The organism is Streptomyces sp. 3214.6, from assembly GCF_900129855.1.
Taxonomy (GTDB): Bacteria; Actinomycetota; Actinomycetes; order Streptomycetales; family Streptomycetaceae; genus Streptomyces; species Streptomyces soliscabiei.
In genome coordinates, this window is record NZ_LT670819.1 from 6,553,262 (window position 1) to 6,572,047 (window position 18,786).

The 18,786-nt window shown below is 70.1% G+C and carries 17 protein-coding genes and 2 tRNA genes; 15 read left to right on the top strand and 4 right to left on the bottom strand.

Features of this window, described 5'->3' with window-relative positions:
- Positions 1–44: 44 nt before the first annotated feature.
- The 3 genes from B5557_RS29605 to B5557_RS29615 all read left to right on the top strand — a co-directional run bounded on the left by B5557_RS29605 (position 45) and on the right by B5557_RS29615 (position 3,189).
- On the top strand, positions 45–1,331 hold the full coding sequence (locus tag B5557_RS29605) for a glutamate-5-semialdehyde dehydrogenase (RefSeq protein WP_079662320.1): 1,287 nt from the start codon (positions 45–47) through the stop codon (positions 1,329–1,331).
- Positions 1,332–1,431: 100 nt separating this feature from the next.
- Positions 1,432–1,998 carry an SCO2584 family spore wall biosynthesis protein gene (locus B5557_RS29610; protein ID WP_079662321.1) on the top strand — a complete coding sequence of 189 codons (567 nt, stop codon included), beginning with the start codon at positions 1,432–1,434 and terminating at the stop codon, positions 1,996–1,998.
- A 123-nt stretch (positions 1,999–2,121) separates the two neighbouring features.
- Complete coding sequence (locus B5557_RS29615) at positions 2,122–3,189, top strand: SCO2583 family membrane protein (RefSeq protein ID WP_079662322.1); 1,068 nt, start codon at positions 2,122–2,124, stop codon at positions 3,187–3,189.
- Positions 3,190–3,263: 74 nt separating this feature from the next.
- Here the strand turns inward: B5557_RS29615 and B5557_RS29620 are convergent, their stop codons facing one another.
- Complete coding sequence (locus tag B5557_RS29620) at positions 3,264–4,388, bottom strand: M48 family metallopeptidase (RefSeq protein ID WP_079662323.1); 1,125 nt, start codon at positions 4,386–4,388, stop codon at positions 3,264–3,266.
- Positions 4,389–4,525: 137 nt separating this feature from the next.
- On the opposite strand from B5557_RS29620, the gene B5557_RS44290 reads away from it, so the two are divergent.
- From B5557_RS44290 to B5557_RS29645, 7 genes are all read left to right on the top strand, one after another.
- Positions 4,526–4,687: a hypothetical protein gene (locus B5557_RS44290; RefSeq protein ID WP_099937332.1), complete on the top strand. Its 162-nt coding sequence runs from the start codon at positions 4,526–4,528 to the stop codon at positions 4,685–4,687.
- Positions 4,688–4,796: 109 nt separating this feature from the next.
- Positions 4,797–4,961 carry a hypothetical protein gene (locus B5557_RS44295; RefSeq protein ID WP_099937333.1) on the top strand — a complete coding sequence of 55 codons (165 nt, stop codon included), beginning with the start codon at positions 4,797–4,799 and terminating at the stop codon, positions 4,959–4,961.
- A gap of 97 nt (positions 4,962–5,058) precedes the next feature.
- Positions 5,059–5,685: a nicotinate-nucleotide adenylyltransferase gene (nadD, locus tag B5557_RS29625; RefSeq protein WP_079662324.1), complete on the top strand. Its 627-nt coding sequence runs from the start codon at positions 5,059–5,061 to the stop codon at positions 5,683–5,685.
- 16 nt (positions 5,686–5,701) lie between these two features.
- Positions 5,702–7,546, top strand: a complete 1,845-nt coding sequence (locus B5557_RS29630; RefSeq protein ID WP_079662325.1) for an LCP family protein — start codon at positions 5,702–5,704, stop codon at positions 7,544–7,546.
- 77 nt (positions 7,547–7,623) lie between these two features.
- A complete protein-coding gene (rsfS, locus tag B5557_RS29635; RefSeq protein WP_079662326.1) occupies positions 7,624–8,070 on the top strand; it encodes a ribosome silencing factor in 447 nt (148 codons plus the stop codon).
- Complete coding sequence (locus tag B5557_RS29640) at positions 8,067–8,738, top strand: histidine phosphatase family protein (RefSeq protein WP_079662327.1); 672 nt, start codon at positions 8,067–8,069, stop codon at positions 8,736–8,738. Before rsfS ends, B5557_RS29640 begins: the two co-directional genes overlap by 4 nt.
- A gap of 93 nt (positions 8,739–8,831) precedes the next feature.
- Positions 8,832–8,904 (top strand) — tRNA-Ala (locus B5557_RS29645).
- 79 nt (positions 8,905–8,983) lie between these two features.
- Here the strand turns inward: B5557_RS29645 and B5557_RS29650 are convergent.
- Positions 8,984–9,895 (bottom strand): helix-turn-helix transcriptional regulator, encoded by a 912-nt coding sequence (locus tag B5557_RS29650; protein WP_443031281.1) that lies wholly within the window; start codon positions 9,893–9,895, stop codon positions 8,984–8,986.
- Between the two features lie 94 nt (positions 9,896–9,989).
- Here B5557_RS29650 and B5557_RS29655 point away from each other — a divergent pair, with 94 nt between their 5' ends.
- The 4 genes from B5557_RS29655 to B5557_RS29665 all read left to right on the top strand — a co-directional run bounded on the left by B5557_RS29655 (position 9,990) and on the right by B5557_RS29665 (position 12,193).
- Positions 9,990–11,492 (top strand): MFS transporter, encoded by a 1,503-nt coding sequence (locus B5557_RS29655; RefSeq protein WP_269460187.1) that lies wholly within the window; start codon positions 9,990–9,992, stop codon positions 11,490–11,492.
- Positions 11,493–11,561: 69 nt separating this feature from the next.
- Positions 11,562–11,735: a hypothetical protein gene (locus B5557_RS44300; protein WP_107472648.1), complete on the top strand. Its 174-nt coding sequence runs from the start codon at positions 11,562–11,564 to the stop codon at positions 11,733–11,735.
- Positions 11,736–11,738: 3 nt separating this feature from the next.
- Entirely contained in the window at positions 11,739–11,972 is a 234-nt protein-coding gene (locus tag B5557_RS29660) for a hypothetical protein (protein ID WP_003976229.1), read from the top strand.
- A gap of 148 nt (positions 11,973–12,120) precedes the next feature.
- Positions 12,121–12,193: transfer RNA gene (locus B5557_RS29665), tRNA-Ala, on the top strand.
- Positions 12,194–12,323: 130 nt separating this feature from the next.
- On the opposite strand, the gene B5557_RS29670 is transcribed toward B5557_RS29665, so the two are convergent.
- A complete protein-coding gene (locus B5557_RS29670) occupies positions 12,324–13,934 on the bottom strand; it encodes an NADH-quinone oxidoreductase subunit NuoF family protein (RefSeq protein WP_079662328.1) in 1,611 nt (536 codons plus the stop codon).
- Positions 13,931–15,232 (bottom strand): cytochrome b/b6 domain-containing protein, encoded by a 1,302-nt coding sequence (locus B5557_RS29675; protein ID WP_173877748.1) that lies wholly within the window; start codon positions 15,230–15,232, stop codon positions 13,931–13,933. Before B5557_RS29675 ends, B5557_RS29670 begins: the two co-directional genes overlap by 4 nt.
- A 428-nt stretch (positions 15,233–15,660) precedes the next feature.
- Here B5557_RS29675 and leuS point away from each other — a divergent pair, with 428 nt between their 5' ends.
- Entirely contained in the window at positions 15,661–18,546 is a 2,886-nt protein-coding gene (gene leuS, locus B5557_RS29680) for a leucine--tRNA ligase (RefSeq protein WP_079662330.1), read from the top strand.
- The last annotated feature ends 240 nt before the right edge of the window (positions 18,547–18,786 follow it).

Here is an 18,786-nt window from a genome sequence, read left to right on the forward strand (position 1 = left end):
GAACGCAGGGTGGACGGGTCCGCGTGGCGCACTACCCTTCCCGTATGACCACGCTTTCGCCGTACGACTCCATGTCCCCGGTCACCCGCGCCGCCTACCGCGCCAAGGCGGCCGCCGCCGACCTCGCGCCGCTGCCCCGGGCCGCCAAGGACGACGCGCTGCTCGCCATCGCGGACGCGCTGGAGGTCCGCACGAGCGAGATCGTCGAGGCCAACGCCGAGGACATCGCCAAGGCCCGCGAGGCCGGGACCAGCGAGTCGATCATCGACCGGCTGACCCTCACCCCGGAGCGGGTGCGGGCCATCGCCTCCGATGTGCGGGACGTCGTGGCGCTGCCCGACCCCGTCGGTGAGGTCGTCCGCGGCTCCACCCTCCCCAACGGCATCGACCTGCGCCAGGTCCGGGTCCCGCTCGGCGTCGTCGGCATCATCTACGAGGCCCGCCCGAACGTCACCGTGGACGCCGCCGCCCTCTGCCTGAAGTCCGGCAACGCCGTCCTGCTGCGCGGATCGTCCTCCGCCTTCGAATCGAACACAGCTCTCGTCCGGGTGATCCGTGACGCCGTCGGCGGCGCCGGGCTGCCCGCCGACGCCGTCCAGCTGGTGCCCGGCGAGGGCCGCGACAGCGTGCGCGAGCTGATGCGCTCCCGCGGTCTGGTCGACGTCCTCATCCCGCGCGGCGGAGCCTCGCTCATCCAGACCGTCGTCACGGAGTCCACCGTCCCGGTCATCGAGACCGGCACCGGCAACTGCCACGTCTACGTCGACGCCCACGCCGACCTCGACATGGCCATCGACATCCTGATCAACTCCAAGGCGCAGCGGCCGAGCGTGTGCAACGCCGCCGAGACCCTCCTGGTCCACCAGGACATCGCCCCCGTCTTCCTGCCCCGCGCCCTCGACGCCCTCGCGGAGGCGGGTGTGACCGTGCACGCCGACGAGCGCGTGCTGGCCTACGCCAAGGACTCCAAGGCGACCGTGGTCGAGGCCACGCCCGAGGACTGGGAGACCGAGTACCTCTCCTACGACATCGCCGCCGCCGTCGTCGACTCCCTCGACAGGGCCGTCGAGCACATCCGGCTGTGGACTTCCGGTCACACCGAGGCCATCGTCACCACGTCGCAGCATGCGGCCCGCCGGTTCACCCAGCTGGTCGACTCCACCACGGTCGCCGTGAACGCCTCGACCCGCTTCACCGACGGCGGCCAGTTCGGCTTCGGCGCGGAGATCGGCATCTCCACCCAGAAGCTGCACGCCCGCGGCCCGATGGGCCTGCCGGAGCTGACCAGCACCAAGTACATCGTCACGGGCGACGGGCACGTACGGCGCTGAGGTGTTCGCCGGGCCGGAGGGGCCGTGACAGGCGTCTCATCCGGCGAATGAATTTCCATACCGTCTGCCCAAATTGACCCCCCAGGTCTACTCTGGATCCGTGCCGGAGGACGTGGGGGGCATGCCGTTCCCTGACGGCTGGGAGCCCGACGACGACCACGACCGCGGAGTGTCGGACGAAGAGTTCGCCTCCGTGGTCTTCGACGAGGCCTTCGTACAGGCGGCCGTGGTGCACGAGCCGACCGCCGTCGAACGCCTCCTGGCCGCCGCGCAGGCGAGAGCCGAGGCCTCCGAGGCCGAGGCCCGCAGAGCCCGCGCCCGAGGCGACCGCTACGACGACGCCTACGGACCCGGCGTTTTCGGCCATGATCCGGATCTCGACGACCTGGATGACGCCGACCTCGTCGAAGGCCGCTACGGCGCTCCCGGGACCTATGGCAGGCAGGTCCGCTGGCACCGCCCCGTGGCCTGGATGCTGGCCGTTGTCATGGGCGTCGGCATGGTCGCGCTGGCCTTCGCCGCGGTCTACCGGGGCGCGTCCTCGGGCAGCCGCGACCCGGTGCCGCCGCCCGCCACGACCGGCCTCGAACAGGGCAGCGTGCCGCCTCCGTCGGCCTCCGCCAGCTACTCTCAGCCACCCGTCTCGGCGGACCCACGCACGCCCTGAACGCATGTGCGACGCAGGGCCGTGCGAGGGTCGTGTGTACAGGGCCGAAGCTGGTGAGAACCTGTCAGAAGTTGTCGTACAGCAGGGCGTTTACCTGGGGTCCGCGCGACCTACTCTGAAAGTATGGCCGGGCTTGGAGACCCACCGGAGGGGACACCCGAGGGCACTCCGGGAGGTGGCGAGGACGAGTACCGATCCGTCGTCTTCGACGAATCGTTCGTCCGTGCTGCCCGCCTCCAGGAATACTCCGCCCACGAGCGCATGGCAGCCCATGCGCCCGCCGTCCGCCGCCGCCCGCCCCTGCGGCGCGGGCTGTCCCGGCAGGCACTGATACTCGTCCTGCTGATCGCCGTGGCCTTCGGTACCGCCGTCTACATGGGCGTACGCAGCCCCTACCAGAGTGCGATGACGCGCGGGCCCGTCGAGCCCCTGCGGATGACCGTCATCCCGCTCTCCCCGCAGGGCGTCGTGCCCGGGGCGGCCGACCCCGAGTCCCTGTTCGCGCGCAGTCCCGCCGCGCAGTTCCGCATCGGCGCCGAGGGCATTCCGCTGCCCCCGTCGCGGAGCACCGCGCACTTCTCCGACAGCCAGGTCGTCACCGCGCTGATCACGGCCAAGGACTACATCGTGCACTCCTCGCTCTTCCCGGAGGTGCTCACCGGGCAGCAGGTGCGGCCCGTGCGCGCCCTGATCGACGCCGACCAGCTCGACCAGTTCGACGAGAGCTTCAGCCATCCGGCCGCCGACGGCAGGCACGCGCCGACCGGCTGGCTGGTCCGCTTCGACCCCGCCGAGGCCCAGCTGGCCGACAGCAGCATCCGAGTCCAGGGCACACTGCAGGCCGCCGAGACCGACTCCGCGACCCTCGAAGTCACCGCCGACCACACCTTCGTATACGCGCTACGGCCCACCGGCGCCGCCACGGCCCCGGCCTCCCTCTTCACCGTCCGCCGCGAGCTGCACTTCCGCTTCGACCGCGAGGACCTGCGCACCCACCAGGTCCAGCTGATCGTGTCCTACGTCCAGGCCGGCCCCCTGTCCTGCGCCGAGGACTCCACCAACCACCTGCGCCCCCTGCTGGCCGGCCAGACCGCGAAGGCGGGCGGACCGGCCGGCACGGACCCCTACGCGACCGGTGGCGCGACGCCCCTGTGCGGCGCTCTGGCGCAGAGCGCCCAGCCGAAGACATGAAGCGCGGGTCCCCGTCGCTCGAGCCGCAGGTTCCCGTCCGTCACGAGGGCTGACGGTGCCCGTCGCGAGGGCGGTCACTCCCCGTCGCGAGGAGGGGTGTCCGTCGGGCCGTTCGAGCCGTTGCGCGGCGGCTGGTCGTCCGACGCAGTCGGGCCCGTGAAGCCGCCGAAGCCGCGCCGCACCCGGCCGCCGAGGTCGCCCGCCCCGCCCGCGATGTCGCTGACCAACTTCATCAGCGGGTCCTTGGAGTTCTTGACGCTGGTCGCGTAGTGGGCGGCGGACTCGCGGAAGGAGTCCGTGACCGAGGTGTCCTTGTCCTCGCTGCGCCGTGTGTAGTGGCCGTCCATGATCCGCTGGTGGTCGCGGGACTCGGCCCACTTCTTCAGCTCGGCCGCACGCACGGTGGTGAAGGGGTGGGTGCGGGGAAGCACGTTGAGGATCTTCAGCACGGAGTCGCGCAGGTCGCCGCCCGCCTCGTACTCCTCGGCCTGCTGCAGGAACGCGTCCACGTTCATCTCGTGCAGGTGGTTGCCGCCGGCGATCTTCATCAGGCCGCGCATCGAGGCCTTCAGATCCTGCCCGACGAGGAGACCCGCGCGGTCCGCGGACAGCTCCGACTTGCGGAACCACTCGCGCAGCGCCGTCACGATCGCCATGATCGCGAGGTTGCCCAGCGGGATCCAGGCCACCCGGATCGCCAGGTTGGTCAGGAACAGCAGGATCGTCCGGTACACGGCGTGCCCCGACAGGGCGTGCCCCACCTCGTGGCCGATGACCGCCCGCATCTCCTCCTCGTCGAGCAGTTCGACGAGCCCGGTGGTGACCACGATGATCGGCTCGTCCAGACCGATGCACATCGCGTTGGGCTGCGGGTCCTGGTTGACGTACATCGGCGGGACCTTCTCCAGGTCCAGGATGTAACAGGCGTCCCGCAGCATGTCGTTGAGGTGCGTGAACTGCTGGTCGGAGACCCGCACGGAGTCGGACAGGAACAGCAGCCTGAGGCTCCGCTCGGGCAGCAGTGCGCTGAGCGCCTTGAACACCGTGTCGAAGCCGCTCAGCTTGCGCAGCGCCACCAGCGCGGAGCGGTCCGCGGGGTGCTCGTACGCACGCGAGGAGATTCCGGGGAAGCGCCTGCGCTGCCTGCTCGGCACGTTCTCGTGGCCCGTGCCGTCGTTGTCGTGGCCGTCGTCGGACATGTCTTCCCCCATGTGCGTCTGTGTGGCCTTTACCTGACCCTTTACGGACCCTTGTGCGGCCCTTTGCGCCCCCGAAGCAGGGCCCAGCCTAGGCGGAGTTACCTTGGACGGGCACTACACCGAAGGAGTCCCACGCCATGGAGCACCAACCCGCAGCCGCCTGGCTCACCGAAGCCGCCGGCGCCGCCCAGCAGCAGGGGGCGGGGAATCTGCTCCGCGTGGTACTGGTCGTGATGATCCTGGGCTGTGTGCTCACCGCGTGGTTCCTGCTGCGGGGCTACAAGCGGAAGGACGACTGAGCCGTCGGGAAGGTTCCCAATGGCGGAGTCGGCGTGATCGCCGCCGAGCCGCCCGCTTACGATGGGCCGACATCTTTATCCCACCCTCACCGGATAGGTCCTGCCGAAGATGAGCCTTCACAGCACCGCTGCCCAGTTGGTCACCCTCGCCGCCGAGGGCGAGGAGCACGGCGGCAACCACGAGAGCCTCAGCCCGTACCTCACCGGCGGCAGCGCTTTCGTCATCCTGCTGCTCCTGCTGTGGATCACCACCCGCTTCAACCGCGACCGCTGAGACACCACGTGTTCACCGACGGGCAGTCCGGCATAGCGGGGCGCTCCGGGCATCCGCCGGCCGGGGCCCCGGAACCGGGCCGGTAGGGTCTGCACGCATGGGAGAGCAGGACATGCCTACCGGCCCGTCGAACCCGGGCAAGCGCCGCCTCGGCGTCATGGGCGGGACGTTCGATCCGATTCACCACGGACACCTCGTGGCGGCCAGTGAGGTCGCCGCGCAGTTCCACCTGGACGAGGTCGTGTTCGTCCCGACCGGCCAGCCGTGGCAGAAGACCCACCGCAGTGTCTCCCCGGCCGAGGACCGCTACCTGATGACGGTCATCGCGACCGCCGAGAACCCGCAGTTCTCGGTCAGCCGCATCGACATCGACCGCGGCGGCCCCACCTACACCGTGGACACCCTGCGCGACCTGCGGGCCCTCAACCCCGACACCGACCTCTTCTTCATCACCGGTGCGGACGCCCTCGGCCAGATCCTGACCTGGCGGGACAGCGAGGAGCTGTTCTCCCTCGCGCACTTCATCGGGGTCACCCGGCCGGGACATGTCCTGTCCGACCCCGGCCTCCCGGAGGGGGGCGTCTCGCTCGTCGAGGTGCCCGCGCTCGCCATCTCCTCCACAGACTGCCGTGCGAGAGTCGCCAAGGGCGACCCCGTCTGGTACCTGGTGCCGGACGGTGTTGTGCGCTACATCGACAAGCGCGAGCTGTACCGCGGCGAGTGAGCCGAGAGGGGTACCGGTGAACGACCGATACGACGCGGGGTACGGCGACGACCCCTACGAACTCGTCGGCTACGACGAGTACGGGCAGCCCGTCTACCGGCAGGTCCCGCCCCAGCAGGTGCCGCAGCAGGCCTACGACCCGTACGGGCAGCAGGGCAGCCAACCGCACCAGAACCAGGGCGGGCACCAGGGTCAACCCCAGGGCCAGCCCCAGGGCCAGGGCCGGCAGGGGTACGGCTACGACCCGTACGCCACGGGCGGTCAGCAGACGCCCGCCTACGACCCGTACGACACCGGTCAGCAGCCGCCCACCTCCGCGTACGACACCGGCCGCCAGGCCCCCGTCGGCTACGACCCCTACGGCACCGCGACCCAGACCCCGTACGACCCCTACGGGCACACCGCCACCAGCGGTCAGCAGCCACGGGTCGAACAGCCCCGCGTCGCCGAGCAGACCGCCTACATCCCGCAGCAGGCCGGTCCGGTCGAGAACGAGACCAGGACCGGGACCGGCACCGGCAACGGCACTGGGAACGGGAACGGGAACGAAGCCGGGTCCGACGACGCGGCGGCCCAACGGGAGTACCACACCGAGCAGTTCGCCTTCGTGGAGGAACCTGACGGTGACTCCGAGGACGTCATCGACTGGCTGAACTTCACCGAGAACCGCACCGAGCGCCGCGAGGAGGCCAAGCGCCGCGCCCGCGGCCGCCTGGTCGCCCTCGTCGTGGTCCTGGCGGTCTTCGCGGCCGGCGGGGTGGGCTACCTCTGGTACGCCGGAAAGCTGCCCGGTCTGTCGTCGTCCTCGAACTCCGGCACCGGCACCACGACCGCCACCGCCGCCCAGAAACGCGACGTGATCGTGGTCCACCTGCACAACACCGCCGGGGGCGGCACCGCCACGGTGCTGCTCGTCGACAACACCACCACCAAGCAGGCCACCACGGTCCTGCTGCCCAACTCCCTCGTTCTCACGGACGAGGACGGCACCACGACGACCCTGGCCAAGTCCGTCGACGACGACGGCTCGGCCGGCACACGCGACGCCCTGGACACCGTCCTCGGCACCCAGATCCAGGGCACCTGGCGTCTGGACACCCCCTACCTGCAGAACCTCGTCGACCTCGTCGGCAACATCGAGGTCGACACCGACACGGCCGTGCCCGCCCCCGGCGCCAAGAAGGGCGAGGCCCCGCTCGTCACCAAGGGGGCGGACCAGACCCTCAGCGGCAAGATGGCCGTCGCCTACGCCACCTACCGTGCCGCGGGCGAGGCCCAGAACGCCCAGCTGGAGCGGTTCGGCCAGGTCATGCAGGGCGTGCTGCGCAAGGTGTCCTCCGACGCGCAGGGCGCCACCGTCACCGTCCAGACCCTGGCGCAGATCCTCGACCCCTCGCTGAGCGACAAGGAACTCGGCGCCTTCCTCGCCAAACTCGCCGAGCTCGCCAAGGGCGGCGACTACAAGACCACCCTGCTGCCCGTCCGGACCGACGGCACACTCAGCGCCGACGCGAGCGCGGGCGTCGTCAAGGACGTCCTCGGCGGCACCGCGAAGAGCCCCGACAAGGACGCGGCCGTCAGCGTCTCCGTCCAGAACGCCAGCGGCGCCAAGGCCAACACCGAGGACGCGCGCGTGGTGCTCCTCAACGGCGGCTTCACCTTCCTGGACGCCGGCACCCCGTCGAGCACGAAGGCCACCTCCCAGGTGCTCTACGCGGACGCCGCCGACAAGGAGAACGCCACCCAGGTCGCCAAGACCCTGGGCCTGGACGACGGCGCCGTGAAGAAGGGCACCGTCCCCGGGAACGCGGACGTGGCGGTCGTCCTGGGGGAGGACTACAAGCCCTCGGCGTCGGGGTGATCGCTTAATCGCGTGGGGTGCCGTCGGCGGTCCGTGAGACCCTTGAGCACAAGTGTCCGCCGACGGAAAGCCACGTAGTGACCGCCACCGACCGCTCCATCGAGCTCATCACCGCCGCCGCACAGGCGGCCGCCGACAAGCTCGCGCACGACATCATCGCCTACGACGTCAGCGATGTGCTGTCGATCACGGACGCCTTCCTGCTGGCCTCCGCTCCCAACGACCGTCAGGTCAAGTCGATCGTCGACGAGATCGAGGAGCGCCTGCAGAAGGAGCTCGGCGCCAAGCCGGTACGCCGAGAGGGCGACCGGGACGCCCGCTGGATCCTGCTCGACTACGTCGACATCGTCGTCCACGTCCAGCACAGCGAGGAGCGTGTCTTCTACGCCCTCGAGCGGCTGTGGAAGGACTGCCCCGAGCTGGAGCTGCCCGCCGACGCCAAGGCGACCCGCGGCAAGGCCCAGGAGCACGCCAAACTGCAGGCCGAGGAGGACGAGGCCGCCGGGTTCGGGGACCTGCGGTGAGTGCCCCTGCCGAAGCCGCCGACCGGGGGCCGGGCCGTGGCCGCCGTGTCATCCTCTGGCGGCACGGCCAGACCGCCTGGAACGTGGAGCGTCGCTTCCAGGGCACGACGGACGTCGAGCTGACCGAGACCGGCGTGGCGCAGGCCCGCCGCGCCGCCCGGCTGCTCGCCTCCCTGCAGCCCGACGCGATCGTCGCCTCGGACCTGTCGCGGGCCGCGAACACGGCCGCCGAGCTCGCCGCGCTCACCGGCCTGGAGGTGACCCACGACGAGGCCCTGCGTGAGACGTACGCGGGCGTGTGGCAGGGGCTGACGCACGACGAGATCATCGCCCGCCACGGAGAGGAGTACACCGCGTGGAAGCGCGGTGAGCCGGTTCGCCGCGGCGGCGGCGAACTGGAGACCGAGGTCGCCGACCGCGCCGCTCCCGTGGTGCTGCGGCACACCGAGAAACTGCCCGAGGACGGCACGCTCGTCGTCGTCAGCCACGGTGGCACCATTCGCACCACCATCGGCCGCCTCCTCGGCCTGGAGGCGCACAACTGGGAGAGCCTCGGCGGTCTCTCCAACTGCTGCTGGTCCGTCCTCGGCGAGGGCGCTCGGGGCTGGCGTCTGCTTGAGCACAACGCCGGCACCCTGCCCGAACCGGTGCTCGGCGACGACGACTGACCGCCCTGGGGGCGGCCGGGACCCGGATTTCACTTTCCGGCAGGTCGCAGGCTAAAGTTCTTCTTGTTCGCCCGCCGAGCGGGGAGAACATAAGGGGCTATAGCTCAGTTGGTAGAGCGCCTGCATGGCATGCAGGAGGTCAGGAGTTCAATTCTCCTTAGCTCCACAGATCGGCTGGTCGGTTGATCGACACTCTGTTGAGTTGTCAAAGATCGGTCGAGATCGGTTCACGAAGATCCCGTCCCTCAGGGGGCGGGATTTTTTGATGCCTCCTTCCGCAGCAGGGCCGCGCGCCGTGCCGTCTCCTCGTCGTTCGGCGTGTAGACGACGATTCGGCACTCCGGCATGCCGTTGATCGACAGTGACGTGGACGTCATCCGCAGCTCGCCCACCGCCGCGTGCCGGAAGACCTTCACGCGGCGGCCCGGCTCCGCCACGTCACCGGACCCCCACAGGCGCGCGAAGAGCGTGCTGGCCTCCGACAGCCTGCGTATGAAGTCCTCCCAGACGGGCTCACCGGCATGCAGCCCGTACGCGGCCCGCAGGGTCGCCACCATCACCGGCAGCTCCTTGTCCCGGAACATCAGCGGGCAGTCCTCCTCCCGCACCGTGAACAGCCGCCAGAGGGCGTTGTCGGGCCCCGGGGCGCAAGCTTCCACCGGCGTGATGAACAGGTCACGGTAGACGGGGTTGGCGGCGAGGATGTCGTAGCGCGAGTTGTAGACCACCGCCGGTCGGGGAGCCAGGGCGTCGATGATGCCCCGGATCTCCGGGCCCACGCTGTGCGCCAGAGCCTCCGGCGTGGGCGCGTAGGGTACCTCCGCCAGGTGGTACAGATGCTCCCGCTCCGGCGCGTCGAGGCGCAGCGTGCGCGCCACGGCGTCCAGGACCTGCGCGGAGGCGTTGATCGGCCGGCCCTGCTCCAGCCATGTGTACCAGGTCACCCCCACGCCCGAGAGCTGCGCGACCTCCTCGCGGCGCAGTCCCGGTGTGCGGCGCCGCAGCCCGGGCGGCATCCCGACGTCCCCTGGTGTCACCCGGGCCCGCCTGCTGCGCAGGAAGGCCGCCAGCTCGGGCCGGCGCCGATGTGCTGCCCCCGGCCCGGTCGTACTCCCCGTTTCCGGCTCGGTCCTCGTCCCCATCGTCACGTCCCCCATGGTCGATTCCCCACCCGTTCCCTGCCAGGTGCTGTCAGTACCAGCATCAGCGGGCTCTCGGCACCCGTACCGGATCCTCGGCACGCTCGACGGCATGACGACGACATCCCGGACAGGGCCGGTCCCCGCGACCGTGCCACCCGCTTCAAGTCCTGCTGCCAGTAAAGACCCTGGCACTGACAATCGGCCTCGGCGGCTGCTGGCGGTCGTACTCGCAGCCCAGTTCATGGCACTGCTCGACGTCTTCATCGTGAACGTCGCGGCCCCCACGATCGGTTCCGACCTGAACGCCTCCGGCGCCGACCTCCAACTGGTCGTCGCCGGTTACGCCATCACGTACTCCGTGCTGCTGATCACCGGCGCGCGCCTCGGCGACCGGTACGGGCACGGCCGCGTCCACCTCGTCGGGCTCGCGCTCTTCACGACTGCCTCGCTGGCCTGCGGGCTGGCCCAGGGCAGCACCGAGCTGATCGTGTTCCGGCTGGTGCAGGGCGCCGGGTCGGCGGTGATGATCCCGCAGGTGCTGAGCCTGATCCAGCGCACCTTCACCGGCCAGGCCCGGGTACGGGCGCTGGGCGCCTATGCGGCGGTCCTCGCCGTCGGCGCGGCGGCCGGGCAGGTGGTGGGCGGCGTTCTGGTCAGCGCCGATCTGCTGGACACCGGCTGGCGTCCGGTGTTCCTCGTGAACGTGCCGGTGGGCCTCGTCCTGCTGGCCGTCGGCAGGCGCGTCCTTCCGCGTGGCGGGGGAGCGCAGGGGGAAGCGGCGGGTGAAGGGGTGCGAAAAGGGGCGCGCGGCCTGGACTGGCCCGGTCTCGTGCTCCTGGGCGCCGCCGTCTCGCTGGTCACGGTGCCGCTCGTGCTCGGGCAGGAGGAGGACTGGCCGGTGTGGTCCTGGGTGTCGCTGGCCGTCGGCGCGCTCGTGTTCGTCGCGTTCCTCCGTTACGAGGTCCGGCTCGCCCGGCGCGGCGGTGCCCCGTTGATCGCGCCCCGTGTGCTGCGTCACGCCGGGATGGGGCTCGCCGCCCTGCGCGTCATGGTCGTCATGGCGGTCAACGGCGGCTTCCTGTTCGTGCTCACCCTGCACGTCCAGGGCGGACTCGGCTACAGCGCGCTGCGCGCCGGTCTCACCTTCGCGCCGACCGCGGTCGTCTTCGGGGTGGTCGGACTGACCTGGCGCAGGTGGCCCGCCTCCTGGCAAGGGGCCCTGGCCCCGGCCGGGTTCACGCTCACAGCGCTGTCCGTGGCCGGGGTGGGGCTGGCCTTCAGGGGCGGTGATCACGGGGGCGTGTGGCTGTACGCGGCGTACGCCGGCGTGGGCGTCGGGCTCGCCCTCGCCTTCAGCCCGACGCTCACCGGGGCGCTGGCGGCGGTGCGGCCCGAGGACGCGGCGGACGCCAGCGGGCTGCTCGCCACGGTCACCCAGCTCGGGCAGCTGATCGGCGTGGCGGTCTTCGGCACACTGTTCTTCAACCGGCTTGAGTCACTTGGGGCACCGGAGGCGTATACCTCTTCGGAAGCGCTTCTCACATGCATGTTCGCGCTCGCTACGACAGCCGTCCTCGGTGCCGTGTCCGGACTGGTACTGAGGCGTCGCTGACCGTATTGGCCCGGCCGTGGCAGAATCAAACGGCCGGAAGGGGGCGCGGCCCGACGGGAGGGAGTAGCGATGCCTGCGAGCATCTTCGGAGAGGTCGGTCACCTCTCCGAAGCGGTGGTGACACGGGACAAGGCCACCCGGCTCAGCTGCCCCTCCTGCGGTTCCGCCCATGTGGCCCAGGTTCTCGGTGACAACGGCGGGATTTCCTACGTGTGCACGGCCTGCGGCCACAGCTGGAGCTGATCGATGGGTGCACACAGGCGAAAGTGCGACTGGTGCGGAAGCGGCACCCCGATCGTCCGTGACATGGAGCCGGTCAACCCCGACTACCAGTACTGGTGCGAGGAATGCGCGCGGGCGCTGATCATAAAAGGCGACCCGATCGAGACGTACCGCGAGCTGGAGGGCGAGCCGATCTACGGCCGGCTTCTCGAGGAGCACTGCACGCTCAAGCGGTTCTATTCCTTCGTCACCGCTTGACCCCGCACACCACCCCACCTCTTATTTCGGGTGAAAGCGGACAGGGCGGAAGCGATTTGGTGGTCCGCCCCCGGACCGGTAAAGTTGGCGTCGCCGCCGGGGAAACCGGGTGGCACGGTCAAGATGCGGTTCCACCGCATGACCGCGAGGGGCTATAGCTCAGTTGGTAGAGCGCCTGCATGGCATGCAGGAGGTCAGGAGTTCAATTCTCCTTAGCTCCACAGCAGATCCCGCCGGATCGGATTCGATCCGGCGGGATCTTTTTTGCGTTCCGGACAATCCGTCAGATCCGGCCGGGGAAAGCGCGAGGGGCCGCCTGTACTCAGGCGGCCCCTCGCGTCGTTACGTCGCTCAGCGGCCCAGGGCGCGACGGCCGCGGCCCTGGGAGAGGACCGGGAGGTTGCGGGAGGGCGCCTGTGCGCGCGTGTCCTCCTCGATGCGCAGGGCCAGTGCCGGGCAGCGACGCACCGCGCGTAGAGCCTTGGCTTCCGCGTACTGCGGCACCTTCGCCTGCGCCACCGTCGGGAATCCGTCGGCGCCGAGCTGGAAGACCTCCGGGAGGATGTCGGCGCACAGGCCGTGCCCGCGGCACAGCGTCCAGTCGACGAAGATCTTCTGACGGCTGGAGCCGCTCTCCTCCGGTGCGCTGCCGCTCGTGATGCCCGCCGGGGCCATGCCCGCCTCGAAGAGCGGCAGAACGCCCTCCACGGGCCGTCCGCAGCCATTGCCGAGGACGTGCGCGGCCAGGTCGTCCGTGAACGCCTTGATGGTCGACTCCAGGAACATCGCGGAGCCGTCCGGGTGTGAGCACGCACCGCGCCGCTTGACGTTCTTGGCGACCTGCTTGAGCGCCTCCAGGGCGGCCGGGCCGCCGCCGTTGAGGATGTCCTCCATGCCGCGCGCGGCGGCCGGCAGACCGAGGTAGCAGGGACCGCACTGACCGGCGCTCTCGTCGGCCAGCCACTGTGCCACCCGCAGCGACTCGCCCAGCGGGCAGGTCTCCTGGCTGATCGGCAGGATGGCGCCGGCGCCGAGCGCCCCGCCCACCGCGTCCAGGGAATTGCGGGAGACGATCGCCTCGTTGACCGTCGCCGCGTCGATCCACTTGCCGTGGTAACCGCCGGTCAGCACACCCTGGGGCACCGGCGGAGCGCCGGCGAGCTGAAGGACGTAACGCAGCGGCACGCCGGTGGGGACCTCGATCACCATCGGGCGGGCGACCGCGCCGGAGACCGTCAGCATGACGGTGCCCGGCTCGTCGTACAGGCCGGTGTTGCCGTAGCGCTCCGGGCCGATGCGGGCGGCGATGGCCAGCTGGGCGAACGTCTCGGCGTTGGACAGCAGGGTGGGCGCGCCGCCGACGCCGTTCTGCGAGGCGCTGACCTTGCGGCCGGGCGGGATCGGCGGGCCGCCGTCGATCGAGCGGATCAGCGACGCGGCGGCGCCGGTGACCATGCGGATCGGGTTGCGCTGGACGAACGCCTTCAGTGCCGATCTACGGCCGTTGCTGAGGCCGCGTTCGGCGAGCGCGGCCTCCATGGAGCGCTGGGTGGATTCGCGGGTGACCCCCACCACGAGCGTGCGGGCACCCAACGCCTCCGCGACCAGCAGCGCGCCGTCCAGGATGAGGTGCGGGGCACGATTGATGAGCACCGTGTCCTTGCGGCAGGCCGGTTCGTCCTCACTGCCGTTGACGACGACGACCGGCCGTACGCCGCGCTTGATGGCCGCCTCGGCGACCGAGCGCAGCTTCTTGTGGAAGGGGAAGCCCGCGCCGCCGCGGCCCTTCAGGTTGATGTTCTCGGAGAGCTTCGCGAGCGCCTCTCCGCCCAGGGGTTCGAGCGGCCCATGCACCTTCAGGTGCATGGGCAGGTCGAGTCTCTCGACAAGGTCGAAGCCCGACGTGAGCTGCGGAAGGCCGACCACGCGGACTTCTGGGACGTCGGGCAGGGCCTCGTTCACCTATAGCCTCCGGAAGGCGTGTTCCAAGGTTCGCCCGAACCCGGTGCGTCGAACGACGCGCCGGGCGATGGTTCATTGGCGGGACCGCTGTTGTACGTGTCGTTCTGGTTGTACGTCCCGTAAGGGGGGTTCGTCTCACTGGTGTCGTACACGTCACGTCCACCGGTGCCCGAATTGTCATAGACCGGGATATTGAATCCGGTGTCCTGGAGCGGGTCGTAGGCCGACGGGGGCGCCTCGCCGACCGGCGGCGGGGACGGGATCGGCCAGCTGCCCGAGGTGCTGCCGCCGTTGTCGACGCGCGGCATCGCCTCGGTGGCCTGCACGTCGAACGGCATGTTCATGCGAGCCGTCTGGTCGGCCGGGAAGGGCTGCTGCTGACCGCGCGGAGGCGTGTTGACCGCGCGGTAGGCGGCCGCGAAGCCGTTGGCGGGCTCCGGGGCGGCGGGCGTGCCGTACAGCGGCGACGCCTGCGGGCTCATCCGGGTGGAGCCCGTTGTGTCGGTCAGCGGTGAGCGGGCCGGGCGGCCCTCGTAGCCGGGGAGCGCGGACGACCCGGTCTCGGCCACGCGCGCGCGTGACGCCTCGAGGCCGTCCATGGAGCGCTCCTGGGAGCCCCCCAGCAGTGCGGTGAGGCGGTCGGCGACCTTGCGCTTGAACGGGCGCGGGGCGGCGCGCAGGGCGAGGGCGGCCATGACCCCGGCCAGGCACAGTTCGTACGACACCATGAAGAACGGCTTCGCGGCGCGTCCGGCGTACAAGCCGTGGATCAGGGCCGCGCACAGGGCCGGGTAGGCCAGCATGTGCATCGCGCGCCAGCGGGCGGCGACCTCGGCCGGCGCGGCGAACTGGTTGCGCAGCGCGCCGGTGATGCCCACGAAGATCATGAGGAGTGCGGCCAGGGAGCCGAGACCGATGAGCCCGGCGCTGCCCTTGACGCCCAGGCTGAAGGGGATCAGCGCGGCGATCAGGACGGTGTGCTCCAGTGCCAGCTTGACCGTGATGTGGACCAGGAGGAACGCGATGGAGCCCACGGCGGTCACGCGGTGGATGCCCTGCGCGAGGATCCGCTGACGCGTGTTGAGGATGAGCCGGTCCTGGGCGACGAGGCCCCAGATGACCGAGCAGGTCAGGGATACCAGCGACAGGACGCCCGCACCGAAGTTGAGGAAGGCCTGCACCTGGTCGCCGCCGACCAGCACGACCACGGGTATGAGGACCAGGACGACAGCCGTCGCCAACCCGTAGACCGACCGGCCGGGCTTGGGGAGCGAGCTGTAACTAGGACGAGGGTTCATGGGGGCAACTCCGAGCAGTTTCGGGAAAGCGGTCCCGCTGCCGAACTCTAAGTGGCTCCATACCGATGGGTACGAGGTTTGAGTTATTGCGTTGTTATGAAACGACGATGTGGCTGGTGTGATGTCCTATAGCGACTGTTACGCGAAGTAACCATTGGCCTTGGCTCAGCTTCGACCCCCCCGTTCTCGCCTCCTCAACGTTGTCGCGACCATGCATACGTAAGTTCGTCGCGGCCTGCTCAAGGCCTGCGGTACCCTAACGCCATGCGTGCTGTACGCCTTCTGCTTAGCGAGCCGCGCTGATCAGTCCCGACCGCCGGTGAACGGACGGTTCGGAATCGGCGCGGCGTCCCCTCCTGTGCGAGGGGATTTTTCGTTTCCTGGACGACATGCCGCTGGCAGAGACGATCGATGGAGCTTTGAGGACCATGAGCGAGACGAACCCCGCTGCCGCCGCTGTCCCGGCGGAGGCCGCGCCGCACCGCTACACGGCTGCCATGGCCGCCGAGATCGAAGCACGCTGGCAGGACTTCTGGGACGCCGAGGGCACGTACGCCGCGCCGAACCCGAAGGGCGACCTGGCCGGTGACGCCGAGCTGGTCGCGCGGCCCAAGAAGTTCATCATGGACATGTTCCCGTACCCCTCCGGTGCGGGCCTGCACGTCGGCCACCCCCTGGGCTACATCGCGACCGACGTCTTCGCGCGCTTCCAGCGCATGACCGGCCACAACGTCCTGCACACCCTGGGCTTCGACGCCTTCGGCCTGCCCGCCGAGCAGCACGCCGTGCAGACCGGTGAGCACCCCCGGGTCACCACCGAGGCCGCCATCACCAACATGAAGTCCCAGCTGCGCAGGCTGGGCCTGGGCCACGACAAGCGCCGCTCGTTCGCCACGATCGACCCGGACTACTACAAGTGGACCCAGTGGATCTTCCTGCAGATCTTCAACTCCTGGTACGACGACGAGGCGAACCAGGCCCGCCCGATCGCCGAGCTGGTCGCCCGGTTCGAGTCCGGTGAGCGTCCCGTTCCGGGGCACACGCGCGCGTGGAGCGAGCTGACCGCCACCGAGCGCGCCGACGTCCTGGGCGAGTTCCGCCTTGCCTACGCCTCCGACGCGCCGGTCAACTGGTGCCCCGGTCTGGGCACCGTGCTGGCCAACGAGGAGGTCACCGCCGACGGCCGCTCCGAGCGCGGCAACTTCCCCGTCTTCAAGGCCAAGCTGCGCCAGTGGAACATGCGCATCACCGCCTACGCGGACCGCCTGCTGGACGACCTGGACGCCCTGGACTGGCCCGAGGCCATCAAGCTGCAGCAGCGCAACTGGATCGGTCGCTCCGAGGGCGCCCGCGTCGACTTCCCCGTGGACGGCGAGCAGATCACCGTCTTCACCACGCGCCCCGACACCCTGTTCGGCGCGACCTACATGGTGCTGGCGCCCGAGCACCCGCTGGTCGACAAGTTCACCCCGGACGCCTGGCCCGAGGGCACGCACGACGTCTGGACCGGCGGCCACGCGACCCCGGCCGAGGCCGTCGCCGCGTACCGCGCGCAGGCCGCCTCGAAGTCCGACGTCGAGCGCCAGGCCGAGGCCAAGGACAAGACCGGCGTCTTCACCGGCGTGTACGCGACCAATCCGGTCAACGGCGAGCAGGTCCCCGTCTTCGTTGCCGACTACGTCCTGATGGGCTACGGCACCGGCGCGATCATGGCCGTCCCGGCGGGCGACCAGCGCGACTTCGAGTTCGCGCGCGCCTTCGAGCTGCCGATCCGCTGTATCGTCGAGCCGACCGACGACCGCGGCACCGACACCTCGACCTGGGAGAACGCCGTCGGGTCGTACGACGCGAAGATCATCAACTCCTCCAACGAGGAGATCTCCCTGGACGGCCTGGGTGTCGTCGACGCCAAGGCGCGCATCACGCAGTGGCTGGAGCGCAAGGGCATCGGCGAGGGCACCGTCAACTTCCGCCTGCGTGACTGGCTGTTCAGCCGCCAGCGCTACTGGGGCGAGCCCTTCCCGATCGTCTACGACGAGGACGGCATCGCGCACTCGCTGCCCGAGTCGATGCTGCCCCTGGAGCTGCCGGAGGTCGAGGACTACTCGCCGCGCACCTTCGACCCGGACGACGCGAACACGTCCCCCGAGACGCCGCTGTCCCGCAACGAGGACTGGGTCAATGTGACGCTGGACCTGGGCGACGGCCGCGGCCCGCAGAAGTACCGTCGCGAGACCAACACCATGCCCAACTGGGCCGGTTCCTGCTGGTACGAACTGCGCTACCTGGACCCGCACAACAGCGAGAAGCTGGTCGACCCCGAGATCGAGCGGTACTGGATGGGCCCGCGCGCGGGCCAGCCGCACGGCGGCGTCGACCTGTACGTCGGCGGCGCCGAGCACGCCGTGCTGCACCTGCTGTACGCCCGTTTCTGGTCGAAGGTGCTGTTCGACCTGGGGCATGTCTCCTCCGCGGAGCCGTTCCACAAACTGTTCAACCAGGGCATGATCCAGGCCTACGTCTACCGCGACAGCCGCGGCTTCCCGGTGCCGGCCGCCGAGGTGGAGGAGCGCGACGGCGCGTCCTACTACCAGGGCGAGAAGGTCTCCCGGCTGCTGGGCAAGATGGGCAAGTCCCTGAAGAACGCCGTGACTCCGGAGGCGATCTGCGCCGAGTACGGCGCCGACACCCTGCGCCTGTACGAGATGGCGATGGGCCCGCTGGATGTCTCGCGCCCGTGGGACACGCGCGCGGTGGTCGGCCAGTACCGGCTGCTGCAGCGGCTGTGGCGCAACATCGTCGACGAGAACACCGGCGAGCTGACCGTCGTCGACGCCGAGCCCGACGAGGACACCCTGCGGGCCCTGCACAAGGCGATCGACGGGGTGCGCCAGGACCTGGAGGGCCTGCGCTTCAACACGGCCATCGCCAAGATCACCGAGCTGAACAACCACCTGACCAAGGCCGGCGGCGCGCTGCCGCGCTCCGTCGCCGAGCCCCTGGTGCTGCTGGTCGCGCCGCTGGCCCCGCACATCGCCGAGGAGCTGTGGCGCCGGCTGGGCCACGCCGACTCGGTCGTCCACCAGGACCTGCCGGTCGCCGACCCGGCGTACGTCGTGGACGAGAGCGTGACCTGCGTCGTGCAGATCAAGGGCAAGGTCAAGGCGCGGCTGGAGGTGTCCCCGGCCATCTCCGACGAGGAGCTGGAGAAGGCGGCGCTGGCCGACGAGGCTGTGGTGGCCGCACTGGGCGGGGCCGGTATCCGCAAGGTGATCGTGCGGGCGCCGAAGCTGGTGAACATCGTTCCGGCGTGAACAGCACCGGGACCGTCACGAAGCGTGACCATGGCGAGATTGTGACCATGGCGAGGGCGTGACCACGGCGAGGGCGTGACGATGGCAAGGGCGTGACCATCAGGGGCCGTGAGTACGGCTCCGGGTAGTCCCCTACGGGCAGGTTCGGGGTTCTTCTGGAACTCCGGGCCTGCCCGCGTCGTTTACGGTTTTAAGTGCGGCGCGCGAGCTGTGGCGCCGGATGTGTCGTGGCAGGCCGGA

Bases quoted from the DNA above. Each gene is read 5' to 3' on its own strand.
- B5557_RS44300 (WP_107472648.1), top strand. From the start codon at position 11,562: ATGCCTGCGAGCATCTTCGGAGAGGTCGGTCACCTCTCCGAAGCGGTG.
- B5557_RS29675 (WP_173877748.1), bottom strand. From the start codon at position 15,232: ATGAACCCTCGTCCTAGTTACAGCTCGCTCCCCAAGCCCGGCCGGTCG.
- B5557_RS29620 (WP_079662323.1), bottom strand. From the start codon at position 4,388: ATGTCCGACGACGGCCACGACAACGACGGCACGGGCCACGAGAACGTG.
- B5557_RS29660 (WP_003976229.1), top strand. From the start codon at position 11,739: ATGGGTGCACACAGGCGAAAGTGCGACTGGTGCGGAAGCGGCACCCCG.
- leuS (WP_079662330.1), top strand. From the start codon at position 15,661: ATGAGCGAGACGAACCCCGCTGCCGCCGCTGTCCCGGCGGAGGCCGCG.
- B5557_RS29650 (WP_443031281.1), bottom strand. From the start codon at position 9,895: ATGGGGGACGTGACGATGGGGACGAGGACCGAGCCGGAAACGGGGAGT.
- nadD (WP_079662324.1), top strand. From the start codon at position 5,059: ATGGGAGAGCAGGACATGCCTACCGGCCCGTCGAACCCGGGCAAGCGC.
- B5557_RS29605 (WP_079662320.1), top strand. From the start codon at position 45: ATGACCACGCTTTCGCCGTACGACTCCATGTCCCCGGTCACCCGCGCC.
- B5557_RS29615 (WP_079662322.1), top strand. From the start codon at position 2,122: ATGGCCGGGCTTGGAGACCCACCGGAGGGGACACCCGAGGGCACTCCG.
- B5557_RS29655 (WP_269460187.1), top strand. From the start codon at position 9,990: ATGACGACGACATCCCGGACAGGGCCGGTCCCCGCGACCGTGCCACCC.
- B5557_RS44295 (WP_099937333.1), top strand. From the start codon at position 4,797: ATGAGCCTTCACAGCACCGCTGCCCAGTTGGTCACCCTCGCCGCCGAG.
- B5557_RS44290 (WP_099937332.1), top strand. From the start codon at position 4,526: ATGGAGCACCAACCCGCAGCCGCCTGGCTCACCGAAGCCGCCGGCGCC.